Raw genomic sequence first — 21,691 nt, 5'->3', positions numbered from 1 at the left:
TTAATTAGCGTCTTTTTGTTCTGGTAAATACTCCAATTCAACACGTTGGTTCACCTTTAAATATTTTTTGGCCACCTCCATAATTTCTTCTCGGGTAATGGAACGGTAAATATCTATTTCTGTATTGATGAGGTTGGTGTCGTCCTTCAACATGTAATTTTCGGCCAATGAATTGGCGATTCCCTCCACACTGCTGTTCGCGTTTACAAATTGATTTTCGAACTTGTTCTGAAGTTTTTGATAATCCTTTTCGGAAATCAATTCCATTTGAAGCTTAAGGATTTCTTCATCAATTTCTTTTTTGATATCCTGGATGGAGTTGTCCCCTACCGGAAGGCCACCAACAATGTAGGAGCTATAATCCTCTGCATCGATCGGAACGGAAAGAATCTGTAGGGCCATTTTTTTCTCGTCCACCAATTTTTTATAAAGTTTAGAGCTTTCACCGCTGCTCAAATAGGTAGAGATCATATTGATCACATAAGCCTCTCTCTGTCCCTGGCCAGGTGTTCGGTACGCCAATAAAATGGCCGGTATTTGGATATTGGGATCGTGGTATTTGGCAAAGATAGTTTTTGTGATTGGCTCTTCTTTTATATTTGGTCTTGGTATCTCCGCACCTCTTGGGATGGGCCCAAAATAATCCTCGATCATTTTTTTGGTCTTATCCATCTCAAAATCACCGGCAACTACCAAAACTCCATTATTGGGCACATAATATGTTTGATTGAATTTTTTAAAATCCTCCAAGGTGGCGCTCGCCAAATGATCTAACGAACCGATTACGCCCCATCGGTAAGGGTGATCCTTGTATAGATTTTTTAAAATTTGCTCAAAAAAAGCGCCGTACGGAGCATTGTCCGTTCTCAGTCTTCTCTCTTCTTGGACCACCTCTTTTTGGGTATCCACGCCCACCTGACCTATAATTGGGTGCATTAGACGCTCAGATTCCAACCAAAGGCCTACTTCCAAACTATTCGAAGGAAATACTTCATAATAATAGGTGCGATCTAAAAAAGTGTTGGCATTGGCCCTTCCGCCATTTGCTGAAACAATTTGATCCCATTCGCCCCGTTCAATGTTTTTGGTCCCTTCAAAAAGAAGATGTTCAAAAAAATGAGCAAATCCTGTTTTGTCGGGATCTTCATCCTTAGATCCCACATGGTACATTACCGATGTAGTGACCACCGGGGCGCCATTGTCCTGATGAAGGATCACATGCAGCCCATTGTCCAAATCATACTCCTCGAACACCACCTCCTGGGCAGAGATCAGTGCTACGGCAAAGAGCATAGTAAATGCTGTAAACAAATGTTTTTTCATTGTAATAGTTAGTATTAAAATATTTGATGTTGCTACGAGGTTGGTATCCATTTTAACTTGGATGTTACGATAAATATAAAATAATTTTATCGGGCATAAGGAGTTTATATAGGTCTTTGGGTTTAAAAATGTGGGATAATTCACAAACATTCAGTAAATTATACAATGAATCCAAAAAGAAATCACATGAAAAATTTAACTCTTCCTATTCGATTTGGGATAGTTACCAGCGCTGTACTGATAGCGTATTTTTTGATTTTGGCCTTAATGGGTAAACATACCAATGTGTTTTATAGTCTTTTTAATGGGATAATTACCGGATTTGGCATCTATGAGACCATCAAGTATACCAAGATTAAACAGGGAAAAGGCTTTAGTTACGGCAAAGGATTTACAGCAGGTATAACCACTGGATTTGTTGCTACTCTGTTATTTACCATATTCTTCGCGTTTTATGCAACGGAACTGGACAGTGTATTTTTGGATAATCTTTCGACCGCTTGGGCCAGTGATTATCAAAATTTTCAAGGAATTGTCTTTTTTACCGTTGCCATTATGGGGTTTGCCACGACCTTGGTTTTGACACTTTCTTTTATGCAACTTTTTAAAACCAGTAATAACTCTAAAAAAATTATGGGCTAAATCCATTAAGAATACTTGTGGATTAAGGATTTAGCAGTATATTTGCACCCGCTTATTTTAATAAAGCGAAGTAATTTTAATCTAATTAACGCATTATGTACGCAATTGTAGAGATGGCAGGGCAGCAATTTAAAGTTGCAAAAGACCAGAAAGTGTACGTTCACCGTTTGCAAGAAGAAGAAGGTAAAAAAGTTACTTTCGATAAAGTACTTCTTTTGGAAGATGGTGGTAACGTAACCATTGGCGCCCCGGTCATAGAAGGTGCGGCTGTAGAAGCCAAAGTGGTTAAACACCTTAAAGGAGATAAGGTAATCGTTTTCAAAAAGAAAAGACGTAAAGGTTACCGCAAGAAAAACGGTCACAGACAATATTTGACTGAAATCGTTGTTGAAGGTATTGTAGCTAAAGGTGCTAAAAAAGCAGCCCCAGCTAAGGCAAAACCTGCAGCTGAAGCTAAAAAGGCAGAAGCAAAAGCAGCAGCTCCCAAAAAAGAAGCTCCAAAAGCAACAGAGGATTTAAGTTCCAAAACTGTTGCTGAATTGAGAGAATTGGCAAAAGCACAAGATATCACCGGTTACTCTTCTATGAAGAAAGCCGAGCTTATCGAAGCATTAAGTAAATAAGACACGAACTAAAATTTATATATCATGGCTCACAAGAAAGGTGTAGGTAGTTCAAAAAACGGTAGAGAATCAGAATCGAAACGTCTTGGCGTTAAGATTTTTGGTGGTCAGGCAGCTGTAGCTGGTAACATTATTGTAAGACAACGTGGTACCAAGCACAACCCTGGTGACAATGTATACGCAGGAAAAGACCATACCTTGCATGCCAAGGTTGATGGTATTGTAAAGTTTGAGAAAAAGTCAGGTGGTAAATCTTTTGTTTCCATCGAGCCTTTCCAAGCTTAAGACAAAGACTTTTATAATTTTAAAAGGCTCCACTAAAGTGGAGCCTTTTTGTTTTGCGTTACTTTTAAAGGTTTTATAACCTAGCCGTAATATTCTTTTTAGTCCGATTGATTTACTTGTAGGTTTATTTCAAACGCAAGTGGTGGGCAATCAAAATAGGGTATTTTTAATTTTCTTTTGGATAGGTTGTTGCCTATTTCCATATACTGGCCCTGCCCAAGCCACTGCTGAAAACCAGATAGCCTATTTTCCGCTCAAAGAACAGTTGGAAAATGTCAAACAGTATCCAGAAAACTATAAAGAAATAGCCGATGCCTATTTAAAACTAGGCGAATACTACCATTCTTTAGGCCTCTTTTCCGAAGCCACCGAACAATACAATCTGGCATTAAATCAATTGGGTACCGCCTTAAACGACCCACTGTTCATTACGCTGAACAATAACATAGGTCGAGTGTATCTGGCACTCAATAAATTTGAATTGGCCGAACAGTATTTTACCGAATCCATGAAATCGGCCCGAGAACTTAAATATGATGCCGGGTTGGCTTCATCTTTGGGCTTGTTGGGAGCAAGTCACGAAAAACAATCGGAGTACCCAGAAGCTTTAGAGGACCAATTCCAAAGTCTTTCACTTTTTCAAAAATTGAAAGACTCAACAGGAATCGCACGCACCAATGAAAATATCGGGAGTATCTACGAGGACCTCGAGGAATACGACAAGGCATATCTGTACTTTAAAAAGGCCTATACTTTTTTCAAAGGCAGTTTTTCGATCGAAGAATCCAATGTTCTAAATAATTTAGGGGATGTTTTCAGGAAAACTAAGGATTACACCAAAGCTCTTGAGTTTACCGTCAAATCATTGAATTTAGCTGAAGAAATCAACGATTTACATCAGCTGGAAAGCGCCCACAAAGATTTGTCCAAAACCTATGCTTTGATGGGGGACTATGAAAAAGCCCATTCCCATTTATTGTCGGCGTCGGAATTCAACAACCAAATGATCACTTCCCAAAACAGTGACCAGTTGAACGTGCTTCAAACCATTTTCGAGACCAATAAAAAAGAAGCTGAAATTGAATTGCTGAAAGAACAAGGAAAAGTAAGCAGGGCGAATCAAAATGTTCTTTGGGTGGCATTGTTTGCCATTGCAGCTATTCTCACCATTTTATATTTCTATTTGGGAAGAAAAAAAGAAGCAAAAATCAAATTGCAGGAATATAAACAACGCATGCTTAAAGCAGAGTTGGAGAAAAAAGCGATAGAGGAGAAAAATTTACAACGTGAGGTGCAACTCAAAACCTCTTCCTTATCCAGATACAGTTTACACCTTTCCCAAAAGAACAAAATCTTGTTGGATCTTTCCTCAACCTTGACCAATATCGCATCCCGAAAAAACATGAACACTTCGGAAAAGATTAAAACCTTGGTCAAGGAAATAGATCACAATCTTCAGGAAGAGAACGAATGGGATGAGTTCATGTCCTTTTTCAAGGAAATCCATCCGGAATTCATTAAAAAATTGTCCTCCCTTTCCGAAAATAGCTTGTCTCCGGCCGAGCTCCGATTGGGCATGTTGTTACGCTTGAACTTATCATCAAAAGAGATTGCCTCCATTTTAAGGGTAACCCCAGACAGTGTTCGAGTGGCACGTTACCGTCTGAGAAAAAAATTGCCGATAGATCAAAAAGAGGAATTGGTAAACTTTATGGTTGACCTTTAGTCACTTTTTGCTTCAACTCTTTACAAAAAGTTAATCGCATGTAAACAAACTGTAATTGTTGCCTTGATGTTTATAGCCATTTTTCGATTTGTTTCCCTTTTGTTCTCTTTTAGTTTAAATCATAAAGAGTTGATATACATAGTTTTGGGTGACTAAGTAATGTAATTCAAATTTCAACTGATGAACCTAACAAAACTCTTTTATGTAACGCTGTTTTTAGTGCTCGGAACAGCACTTGGGCAAGCACAATCAGGAAACATCCAAGGCACCATTACCGATAAAAACGGTATTTATGTTCCTGGAGCTAATGTTTATATTGAATCCATTTCCAAAGGAGCAATATCCAATTTTGATGGAAAATTCACTCTTGTTGGCATTCCTGAGGGATCCTATACACTTTCCATTACCTATATGGGATACACCGATGTGGAGCAAGAAGTTGCGGTAACAGCAGGTCGAACAACTGCCGTTAGCATTGTATTGAACCCTTCCAATGTAGAGCTGGACGAAGTTCAGGTAAGTGCTTACGGATTGAGTGGTCAGTCCAAAGCTTTGAATACCCAAAGAACAAACATGAACATTACCAATGTGGTGTCAACCGACCAAATTGGTAAATTTCCAGATGCCAATATAGGTGATGCCATAAAACGTATTCCCGGTATCACCATGCAAGTAGACCAAGGGGAAGCAAGGAACATTATTGTTCGTGGTCTTTCTCCACAATTAAACTCAGTTACCTTAAATGGTAGTAGAATTCCTTCTGCGGAGTCTGACAATAGAAATATTCAGATGGACCTTATTCCTTCTGACATGATTCAGACCATCGAAGTGAACAAGGCCGTAACCCCAGATATGGACGGTGACGCTTTGGGTGGTTCTGTAAACTTGGTAACCAGAACTGCACCTCAAGGATTCAGACTTTCTGCGACTGCGGGATCTGGTGTAAACTTTATCACCGATAAACGAATTTGGAACGGATCCATTTTGGTGGGTGACCGTACCAACGATGGTAAATTTGGTTATATGTTCTCTGCAACCATCAACGACAATGATTTTGGTTCCGACAACATTGAGGCCGAATGGAACGACGAGTTCGAATACAATACTGGATTGGAAGACGAAGAGGGAGAGCCTATTTTGGAAGAAGTTGATGTGGACCCTTACACCAATGTAACCGAACAAAGAACATATTTGGTACAAAGGGTGAGAAGAAGCTTTTCTGCCAATTTTGATTATCAGATCAATGCAGCCAATAATATCTACCTAAAAACCATGTACAATTGGAGGGATGATCGTGAAAATAGATTTGCCTTCGCACAAGAAATTTTGGATGGAGAGGATATTGAAGCAGAGGATTTTACCATTACCAATGGAGTCCCGACTCGTTTTCCTATTGAAGCAGTTCGCGAATCCAAAGGGGGTATCGCTGGAGGACGCAACAAAAACAGACGATTGGAAGACCAGCGTATGCAAAACTACACGTTGGGTGGAGACCATTTGTTCGGCTCATTAAAACTGGATTGGATGGCAGCTTACGCGAAAGCCTCCGAAGAGCGTTTGAACGAACGATACGCTGCCTATGCTGCGGAGTACATTGTTAATAATGACAATAGTAACCCAAAGTACCCAATAATGACCGCATCCGACCCAAGTGATTTCAATAATATGGACAACTTTGAGTTTGATGAGATCACCAACGAAAACCAATATACTGAGGAAGAAGACATAAACTTCTTTGTGAATTTTGAATTACCGGCGGATCTGTTTGGTAATGGAGGTACGATCAAATTTGGTGGTAGAGGTCGTTTTAAAACAAAAATGCGTGACAACGACTTTTATGAATATGATTTGGAAGATTTGTATCCTACTTTGGGAGCTGTTCCGGTTAAAAACTACACCGATTCAGATTTCTTGGCAGGAGAAAAATACCAAGCAGGTACTTTTGCCAGTGAAGAATGGTTAGGTTCTTTGGATTTGAACACTACAAATGGTGAAGCTTTGCCAGATGAATACCTTCCAGGAAACTTTGAAGTAAAGGAAAATGTTTTGGCCGCTTACGCCATGTTCAACCAAAAGCTGACCGACAAGTTGAGTGTTTTGGCAGGTCTTCGTGTGGAAAACACAAAACTCGAATCGGATGGAAACCGAGTGGTGTATATTGAAGAAGATGAAGATGCAGGAATAGAAGAGGGAATCGAGGTAGAACCTGTTTCTGATGAGAACTCCTATACCAACTTTTTGCCTGGACTGCACTTTAAATACGATTTGAATAATAACACTATCCTACGCTTTGCTTGGACCAAAACGCTGGCACGTCCAAACTACGTGGATTTAATTCCTAGGTCGGAGATTGTTAACGAGGACGAAGAAGTTATCGTTGGAAACCCTGAGTTGGACCCGACCACTTCCATGAATTTCGACTTGAATGCAGAGCACTATTTTGAAAGTGTAGGTATTATTTCAGGTGGGTTGTTCTATAAAAGAATCAACGATTTCATCTACACTTTTATCACAGAAGCAGAAGATGATTCATTTGGTTCAGGAACAACAGGGTATGATGTTTTTCAACCTTTAAATGGGGATTCAGCATCTATTTTCGGTGCGGAGGTATCTTTCCAAAGACAATTGGATTTCTTGCCAGGCTTTGCCAGAAACTTTAGCATCTACTTGAATTATACGTATTTGTCTTCAAGCGCGGATGGTATCCGTAACGAAGATGGTGACGAGCGTACCGATTTGGATCTGCCAAACACAGCGCCAAACATGTTCAACGGGTCGTTGGGTTATGCCGATAAGAGATTCAGTGCAAGACTTTCAGCCAACTTCTCCGATTCTTATATCGATGAGATTGGTGGAAATGCTTTTGAGGACAGATATTACGATACGCAGTTCTTCTTGGATTTCAACGCCAGTTATGCCATCACCAATAACTTGAGGATCTATACCGATGTGAACAATATCACCAATCAACCATTGCGTTATTTCCAAAGTGTAAAGGAAAGAACACAACAAGCTGAGTTTTACAGTATAAGATTCACTTTTGGCTTGAAGTACGATTTGTTCAAAAAATAAAATCAGGTAGTATATTCTATATACTAGGTCAAATCGAGCTCAGTCGAGATGCTTAGAGCATTGAAACGTTCTCGACTGCGCTCGAACTGACATAAGACATAAATTTTTAACTCATGATTAAAAAATATATACCAATAATAATGGTGTTGACCGCAATTTCCTGTAAAGAACAAGGAAGCAAATTGCCTGCCATTGCACCAGATGTTATTACTGAAAAAACACCGAACGATACAGACGACCCAGCCATTTGGATAAATCCAGAGGATGCATCAAAAAGTATTGTTTTCGGTACGGATAAAGAAACAAATGGAGGCATCTATGCTTTCGATTTGAACGGAAAAATCATCAAAGAAAAGTCTATTACCGGAATTCAACGTCCCAATAATGTGGATTTGGAATATGGTTTTCAATTGAACGATTCGGTCGCTGTTGATGTGATTGCCTTCACCGAAAGGGAAAAGCAACAAATTCGTTTGTTTTCCGTGCCCGAAATGAAGCCGTTGGATGGTGGTGGTTTTCCTGTTTTTGAAGACGAGGCCAACATCGAAAACCGTTTGGCTATGGGCATCAGCCTGTACAAATCCCCAAAAGACTCATCGGTTTATGCCATTGTTGGAAGAAAAATTGGCCCTAGCGACTCCTATTTATATCAATATAAATTGGAATCGGACAGTACTGGGGTTTCTGCCAACTTGGTTCGCAAATTTGGAAGCTTTACTGGTGGCAAAGAAATTGAAGCCATTGCTGTGGACAACGAATTGGGCTACGTATATTATTCCGATGAAGGTGAATGTGTTAAGAAATATTATGCAGAACCTAGTATGGGTAATGAAGAGTTGGCCTGTTTTGGAGGCGAACACTTTTTAGAGGATATAGAAGGAATTGCCATTGCCAGATATCCAAATGGAGAGGGCTACATCATTGTTTCGGACCAACAACGTGGTCAGTTCAATATTTTCTCGAGAAAAGATAACAGTTTCATCAAAGCAGTGAATCTGTCCACCACGGAAACCGATGGATGTGATGTGGTGACAGTTCCGTTGAACAATACGTTCCCTAACGGACTTTTTGTAGCCATGAACGATGAAAAGGACTTCTATTTTTATGATTTGAACAAAGCCTTGGACTTAAAATAAATCCTAGAATTTGAGTTTCCTTTTTCGAGCGGTAATTTCCCAAGCATCAACTTTTTTACCGTTTTCGATTACCGAAACTTCATCATGAAGATTAATAGTGGGGCAAATATGATACGGGATGCCATAAAGGATATCACCGACCTTGAATTTGCTCCACTCTTCCACTTTGATCACCCCGTGCTCTTCACTTTGTGAAAGTAACTCGTAATTGTCCAGGTTAAGGAACTTTACCCGTTTGTTGATCGGGTTCTCCGCAGCCACCGATTTATGTCCTAGATCTACTGTAATTATGCCTTTCGTAGGTTTGGAAATAATTCGTGTGACCAAAATAGCGGCTGGTTTAAAATTTTGTTCGCTCAGCTTATCCCCATAGCCCCAATCCCAAAGAACACAGGTGCCCGGGCTCGTAATTCGCGTTTCTTCCAACAGGTGGGAGGTGAACGATGGAGTTCCACCACAAATAATTTTGGCCAAAGGGTAATCAGGTTTCAGAGCCTCAAGATAAGTTTCAACATCCTTTACACCTTTCTCTATTTTTTCTTTTCTAACAGTAAAATCCACATCCCTTAAATGTCCATCGTACGCATGTAGCCCTTTAAAGGAAAGAGATTTGCATATTTTTAGATAATCCATCAATTCATCCAACCCCGGGCCTATTTCTATCCCAGAGCGGTCCATGCCATTATTAATGTCAATATAAATACTGATACAGGCCTCTTTCTCCCGAGCTTTCGAATTCAATAGCTCTGCACTGTCTATATTGTCCACAATGGTGGAAAAGGCAGTGTTGGGAAAATGGTTGGACAAACTAAGGAAACGGTCCACCTTGGGCCCAACAAGCTGATGTGCGATCAAAACAGATGTAGCTCCGGCCTCTGCTGCTATTTCCGCTTCAGGTATTGTGGATGCCTTAAAGTTGGATATGCCGGCTGCCAACATTTGCTCCAGTACCTTGGGCATTTTGTTGGTTTTAATGTGCGGCATCAACCGATTCGTGTCACCATCGATCAAATCGACCATCTCGTTAATATTGTGCTTTAAATTTTCTAAGTAGAGCGCTATGGATGGAGAATCCACAGTTTCAATATTTTTAATAACGTACCAATCCCTGTCCATATATCCAGATTTATGGGATTAAAGGTAACAATCACAATGGGATGAACGATAATTTTATTTGTTTGATTCAGAGATTGTGTTGGATAAGCGAATGGATTTCTTTTTGTAGCTTTAAGAACATTAACTATAAATCTTAAATCATGAAAAAAGCAGTTATTTCATCACTATTGGCTTGTTCTATTTTGTTTACCAGTTGTTTAGGGTCGTTCAGTGCGTTCAATAACCTAAAAGATTGGAACCAAGGGCTGACCGACAGCAAGTTCTTGGACAACTTGATTTTTTGGGGATTGAACATTGTTCCGGTTTACGGATTGTTCTTTCTTGGCGATGCAATCATATTTAATGTGATAGAGTTTTGGTCCGGCTCTAATCCAATTGCCATGAAGGACGGCGAGTCGGAAACCCAGATGGTGGAACACGATGGCAATACTTTTGAGATGATCGCCACCAAAAACAGGATTCAGGTAACTGTGGTGGAAGGGCCAAAAAAAGGAAAGAAAATAGATTTGGTCTACAAGCCCGACGAAAAATCGTGGAATGCCATTAGACCAAATGGAGAAATTATAAAGCTATCTTCTTTTGAAGAAGGTTTCTATATTGTTCACATGCCCAACGGTGAGAAAGTAAAAATAGACCCTATGAGTACTAGAGAAGAAGGATTGGCGTTACTTAAAGAAAAGGATACCTATTATTATAACGAAACCCTTTTGGCCGAATAAAAAACATTGAACAATAAAAAACCCATGGTGTTTGCCATGGGTTTTTTTATATCATTTTGTTTCTTAGTATCTGTAGTATTCGGGTTTAAACGGCCCTTCTACTTTTACTCCAATATAATCGGCCTGCTCTTTATTGAGTTCGGTTAGCTCTGCCCCTAATCGGGATAAATGCAACTTGGCCACTTTTTCATCCAAATGTTTGGGTAGCATGTACACTTCGTTGGCATATTTGTCACTGTGTTTCCAAAGTTCAATCTGCGCCAAGGTCTGGTTGGTGAAAGAGTTGCTCATTACAAAACTTGGGTGGCCGGTGGCACAACCAAGGTTTACCAATCTACCTTCGGCCAATACGATCACATCTTTACCTTCAATGGTATATTTATCTACCTGTGGTTTTATTTCGTCTTTGGTATTGCCGTAGTTTGCGTTCAACCAGGCCATATCAATTTCATTATCAAAATGACCGATGTTACAAACAATGGCTTTGTCCTTCATGGCCCTGAAGTGTTCTTCTCGGATAATGTCCTTGTTTCCGGTAGTGGTAATTACAATATCCGCGTTGGGCACCACGTTTTCCAATCGCTTTACCTCAAAACCGTCCATACAGGCTTGCAGAGCACAAATAGGGTCGATTTCGGTAACGGTTACAATGGCCCCAGCTCCACGGAAAGATGCAGCTGTTCCTTTACCAACATCTCCATAACCGGCAACAACAACCCTTTTGCCCGCCAACATGGTGTCGGTGGCCCTACGAATGGCATCCACGGCACTTTCGCGACACCCGTATTTATTGTCGAACTTCGATTTGGTCACGGAGTCGTTCACGTTTATGGCCGGCATTGGAAGCGTGCCATTCTTCATTCTTTCGTACAAGCGGTGTACTCCTGTGGTGGTTTCTTCTGAAAGGCCTTTTACGCCACCTGCCAATTCAGGATACTGGTCCAAAACCATATTGGTAAGATCTCCACCATCGTCCAAGATCATGTTCAGGGGCTTTCTGTCCTCACCAAAAAACAGGGTTTGCTCTATGCACCAATCAAACTCCTCTTCGGTCATCCCTTTCCAAGCATAAACCGGAATACCTGCGGCAGCTATGGCGGCAGCGGCGTGGTCCTGTGTAGAGAATATATTGCAAGAACTCCAGGTTACATCGGCGCCAAGAGCCACCAAAGTTTCAATTAAAACGGCGGTCTGGATTGTCATATGAAGACAACCGGCAATCCTTGCCCCTTTTAAAGGTTGTTGGCTCCCATACTCTTCGCGCAAGGCCATTAGCCCGGGCATTTCTGCTTCTGCAAGCTCAATTTCTTTCCTTCCCCAATCTGCAAGAGAGATGTCCTTTACCTTATACGGTACATACGGAATTGTCTTTGTGCTCATACTTTTTATAAATTTACTTTTGTAGCTTCGCTTAAATAGTGCACAAAGATACGAATTCGCTTAACTTTTGTTCATGCCAGTTTACAAAACAATAACAGTTTCCCCTACCACAAAGGTCTACATCTGGAAAGTTACGGAGCCAGAGGCCCAACTTGCTCTGAATGTGGAGTTGACGGATCATTGCCAAAAACGAATGGAAGGCATGAAATCGGAGGCGCACCGAAGGGCTTTTTTAAGTATCAGGCACCTGCTGGCACTGGCTGGGTATGTGGATCACGACCTCCATTACGACGATTTTGGTAAGCCCCATTTAAAAGATGGCAACCATATCTCCATTACCCATTCACATAATTTCACCGGGATTATTGTCAGTGAAACCGATGAAGTGGGAATAGATATTGAGATGCAGAGGGACAAGATCTTAAGAATAGCCCACAAATTCACCCCTATCCAAGAATATAAAACCTTGGCCAATTCAGAGGCGTTGATGCGAAAATTGACCATAGTCTGGGGGGCAAAGGAGTCCTTGTACAAAATTTATGCACAGCAAGGACTCAGTTTTTTACGACATATTGATGTAATGGATTTTTCTTTTGACGATACACGGACCGTAGCTGAAATATTATACAAAGGAGAAAAAACACATTACGAAATTGATTTTCTGGAATTTGAAGGTTTTACATGTGTGTATGCCCTAAAATTGATGGGCGGGTGATAAATCCTTTTTGTAGATTTGTCCAGTAACCATAACCGCCAATGAAAATTTCCGTAGAGCTTACGCTGTCGCCACTTCAAGATGATTTTGAAGCCCCTGTTATTGAGTTTATCAAAAAAATGCGTAATTCTGGATTGACCATTTTGGAAAATCCATTGAGCACCCAAGTTTTTGGAGATTACGATAGGGTGATGGATGTTCTTCAAACCGAGATCAAGGAAAGTTTTGAAAGTTTGGACCATGTGGTTTTGACTATGAAAATGGTGAAATCTGACAGAAGTGAGTATGAACCCCATTTTTGATTTTTTCCTAGGCCCTTACGAGGATAGGGAGCTTTCCCTGATCATACTGGAGGCAACCGCCTTTTTTTTCGGGATTGCCAGTGTGGTCTATGCCAAAAAAGAGGATATTTTGGTATATCCCACAGGTTTGGTCGCTACCGTAATAACCACGTATATTTTTTTTGTGGACAGTTTGTTCGGGGATATGATGATGAATTTTTATTATTCCATGATGAGTATCTATGGCTGGTGGAACTGGGCCCGCAGAAAGGACAATAGGCAGCCCGTGGTGCATATAACCAGAACAAGTTCCAAAGAAAAATGGATCGGTTTCGGCTTTTTTGTGCTGACCATGTTGGTCACCTATGGCGTGTATAAAATCTTCGGTGCCGAAATCGGTCCGACCAATTATGTGGACATATTTACATCGGGTGTTTTTTTTACGGCAATGTGGTATATGGCCAATAAAAAATTGGAAAACTGGACCCTTTGGATATTGGGTGATTTAATAACCGTACCTTTGTATGCGTATAGGGGATGGGGTATGTTCTCTTTGCAATACCTCATTTTTACTGTGTTGGCAATACAGGGATATTTAGCATGGAAGAAAAGCTTGGGCAAGAGCCCTCAAACCTCATAAAAGTAGTCCTGTTCGGACCGGAATCCACAGGGAAGACCACACTGTCCAAACAACTGGCAGCGCATTACCAAACAGAATGGGTGCCCGAGTACGCCCGCGAATATCTACAAGACAAATGGGACCGAGAACAGAAAACTTGTGAACCTCATGATCTGCCCCCAATTGCATACGGGCAAATGGCATTGGAGAACAAATTGGCCAAAAAAGCCAATAAGGTCTTGATATGCGATACTGATCTTTTGGAAACCAAAGTGTATTCAGAGGCTTATTATGATAGTACTTGTGATCCATTGATAGAAAAATATGCACTCCAAAACAGTTACGATCTTTATTTTTTGACCTATATAGATACGCCCTGGGTGGCAGATGATCTGAGGGACAAGCCGGACGAAAGAGAGCGTATGTTCGGATATTTTAAGGAGGCTTTGGAACAGAATAATAGGAAATTCATTAAATTAAGGGGTGATAAAGCATCAAGGCTTAAAACAGCAATTGAACATATAGATAAACTACTCCAAAAACATGATCGAATTAAGTCCTAAAGACTTGGAACAACTGGATTCCAAAGGAATATCCAAAGAAAAAGTAGAAAATCAGATACAAACATTTAAAGATGGGATTCCCTTTGTGCAGTTATCGCAAGCAGCTGTAGTGGGCAATGGCATACTTCGATTTTCCGAGAAAGAACAGTTAGATCTTCTGCAGTATTTTGAAGACCATCGCTCAGAACTGGACCTTTTAAAGTTTGTGCCCGCTTCGGGCGCGGCATCCAGAATGTTCAAGGCCATGTTCAACTTTTTGGACAGTTACGATCCATCAAAAGAAAAACTCTCCGATTATATCGATAGAACAGGGGATACCGATGTCAAAAAGTTTACGGATAACCTATCCAGTTTTCCGTTTTATGACCGGATTATGACCAGGATCAAGGGAAAAGCATCCAATGGAGACGAAGAAGCTTTTCTTTTTGTAAAGGAAATGTTGATGGAAAGTGGACTTAATTATGGATTTTATCCCAAAGGATTGTTGCCATTCCATCAGTATGAAACTGGTGCGGCAACACCTTTTGAGGAACATTTAAAAGAGGCCGTACTTTACGCAAAAACCAAAGGCAGGGCAAATCTCCATTTTACCGTATCCGAACAGCACGATGCCATGTTTGCCGAAGAAGAAGCACAGGTGGGGCCAAAAATTTCAGAAAAAACGGACACCAGTTTTAATATCTCGTACTCAAATCAAAAACCATCTACCGATACCATTGCCGTGGATATGGACAACAAGCCCTTTAAAAATAATGATGGTTCTATCTTGTTTCGTCCAGGTGGGCACGGAGCACTTATTGAAAACTTGAATGATCAAGATGCCGACATAGTCTTTATTAAAAACATAGACAACGTTGTTATCGATAAGAATCTCGAAACCGTGGCCAATAGCAAAAAAATGTTGGCAGGAGTCCTTAAGAAAGTGCAGGACAAAGCCTTTGCGTATGCCAAACTGTTGGAGGGTGAAGTATCTTTTGAAAAAGCCGATGAGATCAAGGCATTTTTGGAGAAAGACCTAAATGTTCGTATGCCCGGAAATTACGATGATTTTAGTGTAGCGGAGCAAAAATCAATTTTAAAGGATAGGATCGATCGTCCCATCCGTGTATGCGGAATGGTGAAGAACGAAGGAGAACCTGGAGGAGGTCCATTTTGGATAAAAGATAATGAAGGAAATATATCGCTTCAAATTATTGAATCCGCACAGATAGATCAAAACAATAGACAACAAGCTGCCATTTTACAAAACTCCACACATTTTAACCCTGTGGATTTGGTTTGTGGTGTGCGTAATTACAAAGGAGAAAAATATAATCTTTTGGATTTTGTAGATCATAAACAAGGTTTTATAACAGAAAAAACCAAAGAAGGAAAAGAGCTCAAGGCACTCGAGCTTCCAGGTCTGTGGAATGGAGCAATGGCATTTTGGAACACCATTTTTGTGGAGGTGCCCTTGGTTACATTTAATCCGGTAAAAACCGTGAACGATCTTTTAAAGCCTACGCATCAGGTGTAAAACAATATGTTTCAATAAGTTCGAGCCCATTGCATTTTATGTAATGGGTTTTTTTGTTTTTGAAAGTGACCAATGAACAAAAGCTGTGTCTTATAAGTAAACACGAAATTATTTTCGGTGATAGAATTGAATTGAGATAATCCGAAAGGGTTATTTAAAGTTGGTTGATTGGTTTGTTAAGAAGCCGTGCATATTGTGCGGCTTTCTTTAAGATCAGGCCCAAATTACAGAACACTATACTTAATACTATGTTTAGCAAAATTGTGCTTATTATGGATTTGATCTCTTTGGGATTGGCTCTATACGTATTGATAATTTATCTGCAGAACAGAAAAAGAGACGAGGATATTAAAAATTAGGGTGATGCTATATAAACACTATCCATGTATTGTCCATTTGCCAGATTATAGATAGCTTTTCCAAGCGATTGTGATCACGCAAAGTGAAAGAGACTGCTTCGGCGGTCTTTTTTATTTGTGGGTAAACGGTTTTCTTGCAATTCGTTTTTAAAAATCATCACAACATCTTACATTTGCCGCATCTCAAAGGGGTGCTTTTACCAAAAGGCTGAGATTATACCCAATGAACCTGGGCGGGTAATGCCGCCAAGGGAATGCGCAGATCGCGCATCTTGGAATTTCTATGTTTCATCAGAAACAAAAATCAATTATTAACAAAGAATAATGACCCCTTTTATTCGTAGCAATTTTACGAATGAAAACCCTTTATTCAATTATGCAGTGCAAGGCCGCAGCACTAAAAAGCGGTTCAGTGCGACAGACAAAGAAAAGAAACCGTTATCGCATTAAATTTTTGTTGTCCACTTTAGCCCTATTCGGCTTGGCATTTTCTGTAAGTGCACAAGAAGAAATCGACACATTGGAAGGCAAAAAAGTGACTCTGGACGAAGTCTTGGTACAGGGTGTGAGGGCAACCAAGGAATTTCCCATTACATTTTCCGAATTGGACAAAGTGGAACTCGCACCGCGGAATCTGGGGCAGGATATCCCGATTCTAATGAATTTTATGCCCGCTGTGGTAACTACATCGGATGCAGGGGCCGGCGTGGGCTACACGAGCATTCGGGTACGTGGCAGCGATGCCACAAGGGTAAACGTTACCATTAATGGTATACCTTACAACGATGCCGAATCGCATGGTAGCTTTTGGGTGAACATGCCCGATTTCGCTTCTTCAACACAAAACTTGCAATTGCAGCGTGGAGTGGGAACATCTTCCAACGGCGCCGGTGCCTTTGGAGCAAGTTTAAACCTGCTTACCGACGCATTTTCCGAAGAAGGATACGCAAGGATCTCGTCTTCTGTGGGCAGCTTTAGTACTTTACGGAACAATGTTAAGTTCAGTACCGGACTGTTGAACGACCATTTTGAATTCTCCGGAAGGTTGTCCAGGATAACTTCGGATGGCTATGTGGACCGTGCATCATCAGAACTGGACGGTTATTTTTTACAAGGGGCATATAAAAATGAAAACACCCTGGTAAAAGCCTTGCTTTTTGGAGGGCATGAAATCACCTACCAAGCTTGGAACGGCATCACCGCAGAACAGTTAAGGGACGACCGTACCTATAATTCCGCAGGAGAATATACGGACGACAACGGCACCACCCAATACTACGACAAAGAAGTGGATAATTACAAACAAGATCATTTTCAGTTGCATTGGTACGAAACATGGAACGCTTCTTGGAACACCCATTTTGCCGTACATTATACTCGGGGAAGAGGCTATTTTGAACAATTTAGGGAAGACGATGATTTTGCTACCTATGGATTGGAGCCCATCAGTGTAAATGGAGATTTGGTGGAAACCACCGATTTGATTCGTCGACGATGGTTGGACAATGATTTTTATGGAGGTATTTTTTCCGCGACATATAAAAATAATGGTCTGCAACTTATTGTTGGAGGTGGATACAACGAGTACAAAGGAGACCATTTCGGAGAGATTATCTGGGCCGAATACGCCGGTAGCACCGAAATTAGGGATAGGTATTATGATGATTCCTCCACAAAAACCGATCTGAACTTCTATACCAAAGCCAATTACCAGTTAACGGACCAATGGTCTTTGTTCGGCGATCTACAATATCGTGGCGTATCTTACGAGGCCAATGGGGAGGATACAGGATTGGTGGACGATACCTTTAATTTTTTTAACCCAAAAGCGGGTGTAACTTTCGATTTGAATCGGAACCATAACTTTTATCTATCCTACGCCAGGGCCAATCGTGAGCCCAACCGAAATGATTACGAAAGTGGAAGTCCAAAACCGGAAAAATTGAACGATTTTGAGCTAGGATGGCGATACGTTTCCCCTAGTTTTCAAGTAAACACCAATGTATATTATATGCGTTACAAAGATCAGTTGGTGCTTACCGGTGAATTGAACGACGTTGGAGCACCATTACGTTCCAATGTGGGCGATAGTTATAGGTTGGGACTCGAAATCGATGCTTCCGTCAATTTGTCCAATGTCTTTACTTGGAGGCCCAACATCGCCTTGAGCGATAACCGTAACCTCGATTTTTATTTTGAAAGAGATGGTGAGCTTCAAAATTTAGGGAATACAAATATTGCCTATTCTCCCAAATTGATTGCAGGGAACATTATCACGTATTCGCCAGATCAAGATTTTCAATTGTCCATTCTGTCAAAATTTGTGGGCAAACAGTACATGGGCAATATCGATTCGGACAATTCTGTACTGGATAGCTATTCACAAACGGATTTGAATGTGCAGTACACCATACAAACCAATTCTTTTGTAAAAAGTATTGTGTTTTCTGGTTTGGTCAATAACATTTTTGATGCAGATATTGTTTCCAATGGGTATTTTTACACCTTTGATGACGATTACTCCAATCCAGGAACCGTTACTACCATTGAAGGGGCCGGTTATTACCCACAAGCAGGGATTAATTTTTTATTGGGAGCGACCATCAATTTTTAAAAGAAAAGTAAGTTCGGGATAACCCTAAAGGGTTATGTACCGGGATTTGATTTTTGATACATTTTTTATATCGGGATTCTGTAATTTTAACACAATGACAGAATCCCGTTTTAATTTTTCCGAAAAACACCCTCTTAGGTGGGGCGTAATAGGTTGTGGTAGCGTAGCCGAGAAAAAAAGTGTGCCTGCCTATCAGAAGACCAAGGGCTTCCTGGTGGAATCGGTAATGCGAAGAAATGCAGTGAAAGCCGAAGACTATGCCAGCCGGCACCAAATCGCACAATGGACAACCGATGCGGATAAAGTGATCAACAATCCGGATATCGATGCGGTTTATATTGCAACGCCTCCCGACACACATAAATTTTACGCTTTAAAAGTTGCCGAGGCAGGAAAGCCTTGCTGTTTGGAAAAACCCATGGCTCCTACATACCGGGAGTGTTTAGCTGTATATGAAGCTTTTAAAAGCAAGGATATTCCGCTTTTTATCGCCTATTATCGACGTTCGTTACCAAGGTTTTTACAAGTAAAACAGTGGTTGGAGGACGGTCTGATTGGAGAAGTAAGGCATATTCACTGGCAAAAAACAAAACCCCCGAACCCAATCGATTTATCGGAATCGTACAACTGGCGAACCGATGTTAATATTGCCCGAGGAGGATATTTTGATGATCTGGCAAGCCATGGTTTGGATCTGTTTACGTTTCTTTTGGGAAACATTAAAAAGGTCAGTGGGTTTGGAACCAATCAACTTGGTCTGTACCCCGCTTTCGATGCCGTTACTGCACATTGGGTGCACGAAGGCGGCACAACCGGTAGTGGCAGTTGGAATTTTGGTACGCATCACCGATCGGACAATGTTGAGATTTTGGGTTCACAAGGGCGAATAAAGTTTTCGGTTTTGGATGAAGCACCCATCGAAATAGAGAACCCATCAGGCCATCAACGGATACATATTGATCACCCAGAGCACATTCAACAACATCATGTGGGACATATAAAACAGCATCTTTTGGGTGCGGTGGTTCACCCATCAACGGGAAAAACGGGATTGCATACCAGTTGGGTAATGGAGCAAATTCTAAAACAAAAGTGATCAGTTGGAAATAATCACCGTATTTCCACTCTGCGTAGCATTGTAAAAAAGAAGGTCGTAATAACGGTTGCCGTCATCTGGTCTGTCCAGTTGTTGCCCTGTAAAAAGGCTATACGTATATCCCTCGCAACCGCAGACAACATTCTGTCCGTCAATCGTCATGGTAGAGCAATTGTTCGGTGTGTGGTTGGGGCAACTGGCCTCAAAGGCATAAAAGGTATTTAAACTCGATTTTATAACAAAGGCCCCACGGGTACCAACACCATTGTTGCCAACGTAAACAGGATTTCCAATATTGTTGAGGTCGTTGTAAAGCGGTAGGTTGAGGTTGAGTTCAAAGCGGAACCGAACCTCTTGCAAATATGGATTTCGATTGGATGAATCCGAGCTACACGACAGAATAACGGCTAAAAGAACAATGGCCCAGAACTGTTTCATAATCAAAGTTTGAATGTCTTTCCGAGACAAAGTTGATGAAAAATTGTATATATTTGCGTTAAATCCTCGCAAAAATACCGTGCAGGTCATGGGTATAGTTGAGGATTTTTTGTATTTATAAAGTAAGCGCGTATTGGGGAAATTTTTTGATTTTCTTCAATGCCCTATTGCATTAAAAATTAACGATATGAGCAAAGTTTCATACTACACGCCCGAAGGACTAAAAAAATTAAGGGACGAACTGAACCACCTGAAAGATGTGGAACGTCCCAAGGCTTCGCAGGCCATTGCCGAAGCAAGGGATAAAGGAGATCTTTCCGAGAACGCAGAATATGATGCGGCCAAAGAAGCACAAGGCCTATTGGAAATGAAAATATCCAAAATGGAAGAAACCCTGGCCAATGCTCGATTAATAGATGAATCACAATTGGATACCTCCAAAATATTGGTGCTTTCCACAGTTAAGCTCAAGAACCAGGCAAATGGTATGGAAATGAAATACACCCTGGTGGCAGAGAGCGAAGCCGACCTAAAAACAGGAAAAATATCCGTTACCTCCCCTATTGGAAAAGGCTTGTTGGGCAAAAAAGTGGGCGATGTTGCCGAGATCAAAGTGCCCAATGGAACCTTAAAATTTGAGATTTTGGAGATTACACGAGAGTAACCGCTACAAAATTAGTTATATTTAATCCCGTTTTTCAACGGGATTTTTTTATGTAAAACAACGGATAATGGCCAGCATATTCACAAAGATCATAAACGGGGACATACCTTCCTATAAGATAGCGGAAGATGAGGATAACTTTGCTTTTTTGGATATTAACCCAAATACCAAAGGGCATACCTTGTGTGTTCCAAAAAAAGAAGTGGACAAAATCTTAGATCTTGATGAGGAATCGTACATGAAGTTGATGGCCTTTTCCAGAAAGGTGGGGCAGGCCATAGAAAAAGCTGTGCCCTGTAAGCGTGTAGGAATGTCCGTAATCGGGCTCGAAGTTCCACATGTGCATGTGCATTTAATACCTTTGAACACGATGGCAAACGCAACTTTTCAACAAAAAGAAAGTTTGACCACAGAAGAATTCGAAGAAGTGGCCAAGGATATAAGATCTTACCTCAATTAAAACTTTCCAAGTAAAAATATACCCCAGCAGCTACCAGGCATAGTATTAAAATCAGAATAATAAAAAAGAGCATGGTAAACCTTACCGCAGGTCGGTCGGGATTTACCAGTTTGTTGTAGTAATCGTAAACACGTTCAATATCCGGGGTCCAATCCACGGGATAAATCGTCGAGTGGCACTTTTTACATTGGATATCGTGACTCACCACACCTGTGGTCCTGTGATAGAATGCATTAAAAGTATGTTTTTGATAAAAGGTAATCTTAAGTTCCTGATTAAAACACACGGGGCAGTTGTTGGTAATATCAGCTTCTTGAATTACAAGTTTTTTTTCCTTGGCCATA

At 40.8% G+C, this 21,691-nt stretch carries 21 protein-coding genes and 1 riboswitch; of the genes, 16 read left to right on the top strand and 5 right to left on the bottom strand.

Annotated elements, in window-relative coordinates:
• Positions 1-1,323, bottom strand: a complete 1,323-nt coding sequence (locus tag MJO53_RS05595) for a M16 family metallopeptidase (protein ID WP_252080785.1) — start codon at positions 1,321-1,323, stop codon at positions 1-3.
• Between the two features lie 186 nt (positions 1,324-1,509).
• Between MJO53_RS05595 and MJO53_RS05590 the strand changes: the two genes are divergently transcribed.
• From MJO53_RS05590 to MJO53_RS05565, 6 genes are all read left to right on the top strand, one after another.
• On the top strand, positions 1,510-1,965 hold the full coding sequence (locus MJO53_RS05590; RefSeq protein ID WP_224836212.1) for a DUF4199 domain-containing protein: 456 nt from the start codon (positions 1,510-1,512) through the stop codon (positions 1,963-1,965).
• A 95-nt stretch (positions 1,966-2,060) separates the two neighbouring features.
• A complete protein-coding gene (gene rplU / locus MJO53_RS05585; protein ID WP_252080784.1) occupies positions 2,061-2,588 on the top strand; it encodes a 50S ribosomal protein L21 in 528 nt (175 codons plus the stop codon).
• Between the two features lie 24 nt (positions 2,589-2,612).
• Entirely contained in the window at positions 2,613-2,873 is a 261-nt protein-coding gene (gene rpmA / locus MJO53_RS05580; RefSeq protein ID WP_224836214.1) for a 50S ribosomal protein L27, read from the top strand.
• A gap of 142 nt (positions 2,874-3,015) precedes the next feature.
• Positions 3,016-4,599 carry a tetratricopeptide repeat protein gene (locus MJO53_RS05575; RefSeq protein WP_252080783.1) on the top strand — a complete coding sequence of 528 codons (1,584 nt, stop codon included), beginning with the start codon at positions 3,016-3,018 and terminating at the stop codon, positions 4,597-4,599.
• Between the two features lie 180 nt (positions 4,600-4,779).
• Positions 4,780-7,671 (top strand): TonB-dependent receptor, encoded by a 2,892-nt coding sequence (locus MJO53_RS05570; protein ID WP_252080782.1) that lies wholly within the window; start codon positions 4,780-4,782, stop codon positions 7,669-7,671.
• A gap of 113 nt (positions 7,672-7,784) precedes the next feature.
• The gene (locus tag MJO53_RS05565; protein ID WP_252080781.1) at positions 7,785-8,807 is read left to right on the top strand and encodes a phytase; all 1,023 of its coding nucleotides are present in this window, start codon (positions 7,785-7,787) and stop codon (positions 8,805-8,807) included.
• Positions 8,808-8,810: 3 nt separating this feature from the next.
• Here the strand turns inward: MJO53_RS05565 and MJO53_RS05560 are convergent, their stop codons facing one another.
• Entirely contained in the window at positions 8,811-9,923 is a 1,113-nt protein-coding gene (locus MJO53_RS05560) for a D-TA family PLP-dependent enzyme (RefSeq protein WP_252080780.1), read from the bottom strand.
• Between the two features lie 140 nt (positions 9,924-10,063).
• Between MJO53_RS05560 and MJO53_RS05555 the strand changes: the two genes are divergently transcribed.
• The gene (locus tag MJO53_RS05555; protein WP_252080779.1) at positions 10,064-10,642 is read left to right on the top strand and encodes a DUF3332 domain-containing protein; all 579 of its coding nucleotides are present in this window, start codon (positions 10,064-10,066) and stop codon (positions 10,640-10,642) included.
• Positions 10,643-10,705: 63 nt separating this feature from the next.
• Here MJO53_RS05555 and ahcY read toward each other — a convergent pair whose 3' ends face one another.
• Entirely contained in the window at positions 10,706-12,022 is a 1,317-nt protein-coding gene (ahcY, locus tag MJO53_RS05550) for an adenosylhomocysteinase (RefSeq protein WP_224836220.1), read from the bottom strand.
• Positions 12,023-12,095: 73 nt separating this feature from the next.
• Here ahcY and MJO53_RS05545 point away from each other — a divergent pair, with 73 nt between their 5' ends.
• From MJO53_RS05545 to MJO53_RS05515, 7 genes are all read left to right on the top strand, one after another.
• A complete protein-coding gene (locus MJO53_RS05545; protein WP_252080778.1) occupies positions 12,096-12,737 on the top strand; it encodes a 4'-phosphopantetheinyl transferase family protein in 642 nt (213 codons plus the stop codon).
• 41 nt (positions 12,738-12,778) lie between these two features.
• Positions 12,779-13,039 carry a YkoF family thiamine/hydroxymethylpyrimidine-binding protein gene (locus tag MJO53_RS05540; RefSeq protein ID WP_224836222.1) on the top strand — a complete coding sequence of 87 codons (261 nt, stop codon included), beginning with the start codon at positions 12,779-12,781 and terminating at the stop codon, positions 13,037-13,039.
• Entirely contained in the window at positions 13,023-13,658 is a 636-nt protein-coding gene (gene pnuC / locus MJO53_RS05535) for a nicotinamide riboside transporter PnuC (protein WP_252080777.1), read from the top strand. Before MJO53_RS05540 ends, pnuC begins: the two co-directional genes overlap by 17 nt.
• Entirely contained in the window at positions 13,619-14,200 is a 582-nt protein-coding gene (locus MJO53_RS05530; protein ID WP_224836224.1) for an AAA family ATPase, read from the top strand. The genes pnuC and MJO53_RS05530 overlap by 40 nt, the downstream gene beginning before the upstream one ends.
• Positions 14,181-15,716: a DUF4301 family protein gene (locus MJO53_RS05525; protein WP_252080776.1), complete on the top strand. Its 1,536-nt coding sequence runs from the start codon at positions 14,181-14,183 to the stop codon at positions 15,714-15,716. Before MJO53_RS05530 ends, MJO53_RS05525 begins: the two co-directional genes overlap by 20 nt.
• Positions 15,717-16,252: 536 nt before the next feature.
• A riboswitch (TPP riboswitch) is annotated at positions 16,253-16,346 on the top strand.
• A gap of 84 nt (positions 16,347-16,430) precedes the next feature.
• Positions 16,431-18,689: a TonB-dependent receptor gene (locus MJO53_RS05520; protein ID WP_252080775.1), complete on the top strand. Its 2,259-nt coding sequence runs from the start codon at positions 16,431-16,433 to the stop codon at positions 18,687-18,689.
• A 94-nt stretch (positions 18,690-18,783) separates the two neighbouring features.
• A complete protein-coding gene (locus MJO53_RS05515; RefSeq protein ID WP_252080774.1) occupies positions 18,784-19,785 on the top strand; it encodes a Gfo/Idh/MocA family protein in 1,002 nt (333 codons plus the stop codon).
• On the opposite strand, the gene MJO53_RS05510 is transcribed toward MJO53_RS05515, so the two are convergent.
• Positions 19,786-20,223 (bottom strand): hypothetical protein, encoded by a 438-nt coding sequence (locus tag MJO53_RS05510; protein WP_224836228.1) that lies wholly within the window; start codon positions 20,221-20,223, stop codon positions 19,786-19,788.
• A gap of 187 nt (positions 20,224-20,410) precedes the next feature.
• Here MJO53_RS05510 and greA point away from each other — a divergent pair, with 187 nt between their 5' ends.
• Positions 20,411-20,887 (top strand): transcription elongation factor GreA, encoded by a 477-nt coding sequence (gene greA, locus MJO53_RS05505; protein WP_207028130.1) that lies wholly within the window; start codon positions 20,411-20,413, stop codon positions 20,885-20,887.
• Between the two features lie 67 nt (positions 20,888-20,954).
• Positions 20,955-21,347 (top strand): HIT family protein, encoded by a 393-nt coding sequence (locus tag MJO53_RS05500; RefSeq protein WP_252080773.1) that lies wholly within the window; start codon positions 20,955-20,957, stop codon positions 21,345-21,347.
• On the opposite strand, the gene MJO53_RS05495 is transcribed toward MJO53_RS05500, so the two are convergent.
• Positions 21,340-21,690 carry a hypothetical protein gene (locus tag MJO53_RS05495; RefSeq protein ID WP_252080772.1) on the bottom strand — a complete coding sequence of 117 codons (351 nt, stop codon included), beginning with the start codon at positions 21,688-21,690 and terminating at the stop codon, positions 21,340-21,342. The two genes, MJO53_RS05500 and MJO53_RS05495, sit on opposite strands and share 8 nt — an antisense overlap.
• Between the last annotated feature and the right edge of the window lies 1 nt (position 21,691).

The sequence above is a fragment of the Flagellimonas marinaquae genome (assembly GCF_023716465.1).
Lineage (GTDB): Bacteria > Bacteroidota > Bacteroidia > Flavobacteriales > Flavobacteriaceae > Flagellimonas > Flagellimonas alginolytica.
The sequence above is the reverse complement of the archived record's forward strand: the minus strand, read 5'-3'. Positions and strand labels throughout refer to the sequence as shown.

Excerpts from the sequence above, each read along its gene's own strand:
- MJO53_RS05525 (WP_252080776.1), top strand. The coding sequence starts at position 14,181 with ATGATCGAATTAAGTCCTAAAGACTTGGAACAACTGGATTCCAAAGGA.
- MJO53_RS05590 (WP_224836212.1), top strand. The coding sequence starts at position 1,510 with ATGAAAAATTTAACTCTTCCTATTCGATTTGGGATAGTTACCAGCGCT.
- MJO53_RS05555 (WP_252080779.1), top strand. The coding sequence starts at position 10,064 with ATGAAAAAAGCAGTTATTTCATCACTATTGGCTTGTTCTATTTTGTTT.
- MJO53_RS05560 (WP_252080780.1), bottom strand. The coding sequence starts at position 9,923 with ATGGACAGGGATTGGTACGTTATTAAAAATATTGAAACTGTGGATTCT.
- rpmA (WP_224836214.1), top strand. The coding sequence starts at position 2,613 with ATGGCTCACAAGAAAGGTGTAGGTAGTTCAAAAAACGGTAGAGAATCA.
- rplU (WP_252080784.1), top strand. The coding sequence starts at position 2,061 with ATGTACGCAATTGTAGAGATGGCAGGGCAGCAATTTAAAGTTGCAAAA.
- MJO53_RS05540 (WP_224836222.1), top strand. The coding sequence starts at position 12,779 with ATGAAAATTTCCGTAGAGCTTACGCTGTCGCCACTTCAAGATGATTTT.
- MJO53_RS05530 (WP_224836224.1), top strand. The coding sequence starts at position 13,619 with ATGGAAGAAAAGCTTGGGCAAGAGCCCTCAAACCTCATAAAAGTAGTC.
- MJO53_RS05515 (WP_252080774.1), top strand. The coding sequence starts at position 18,784 with ATGACAGAATCCCGTTTTAATTTTTCCGAAAAACACCCTCTTAGGTGG.
- greA (WP_207028130.1), top strand. The coding sequence starts at position 20,411 with ATGAGCAAAGTTTCATACTACACGCCCGAAGGACTAAAAAAATTAAGG.
- MJO53_RS05500 (WP_252080773.1), top strand. The coding sequence starts at position 20,955 with ATGGCCAGCATATTCACAAAGATCATAAACGGGGACATACCTTCCTAT.
- MJO53_RS05510 (WP_224836228.1), bottom strand. The coding sequence starts at position 20,223 with ATGAAACAGTTCTGGGCCATTGTTCTTTTAGCCGTTATTCTGTCGTGT.
- MJO53_RS05595 (WP_252080785.1), bottom strand. The coding sequence starts at position 1,323 with ATGAAAAAACATTTGTTTACAGCATTTACTATGCTCTTTGCCGTAGCA.
- MJO53_RS05570 (WP_252080782.1), top strand. The coding sequence starts at position 4,780 with ATGAACCTAACAAAACTCTTTTATGTAACGCTGTTTTTAGTGCTCGGA.
- MJO53_RS05495 (WP_252080772.1), bottom strand. The coding sequence starts at position 21,690 with ATGGCCAAGGAAAAAAAACTTGTAATTCAAGAAGCTGATATTACCAAC.
- pnuC (WP_252080777.1), top strand. The coding sequence starts at position 13,023 with ATGAACCCCATTTTTGATTTTTTCCTAGGCCCTTACGAGGATAGGGAG.
- ahcY (WP_224836220.1), bottom strand. The coding sequence starts at position 12,022 with ATGAGCACAAAGACAATTCCGTATGTACCGTATAAGGTAAAGGACATC.
- MJO53_RS05545 (WP_252080778.1), top strand. The coding sequence starts at position 12,096 with ATGCCAGTTTACAAAACAATAACAGTTTCCCCTACCACAAAGGTCTAC.
- MJO53_RS05565 (WP_252080781.1), top strand. The coding sequence starts at position 7,785 with ATGATTAAAAAATATATACCAATAATAATGGTGTTGACCGCAATTTCC.
- MJO53_RS05520 (WP_252080775.1), top strand. The coding sequence starts at position 16,431 with ATGAAAACCCTTTATTCAATTATGCAGTGCAAGGCCGCAGCACTAAAA.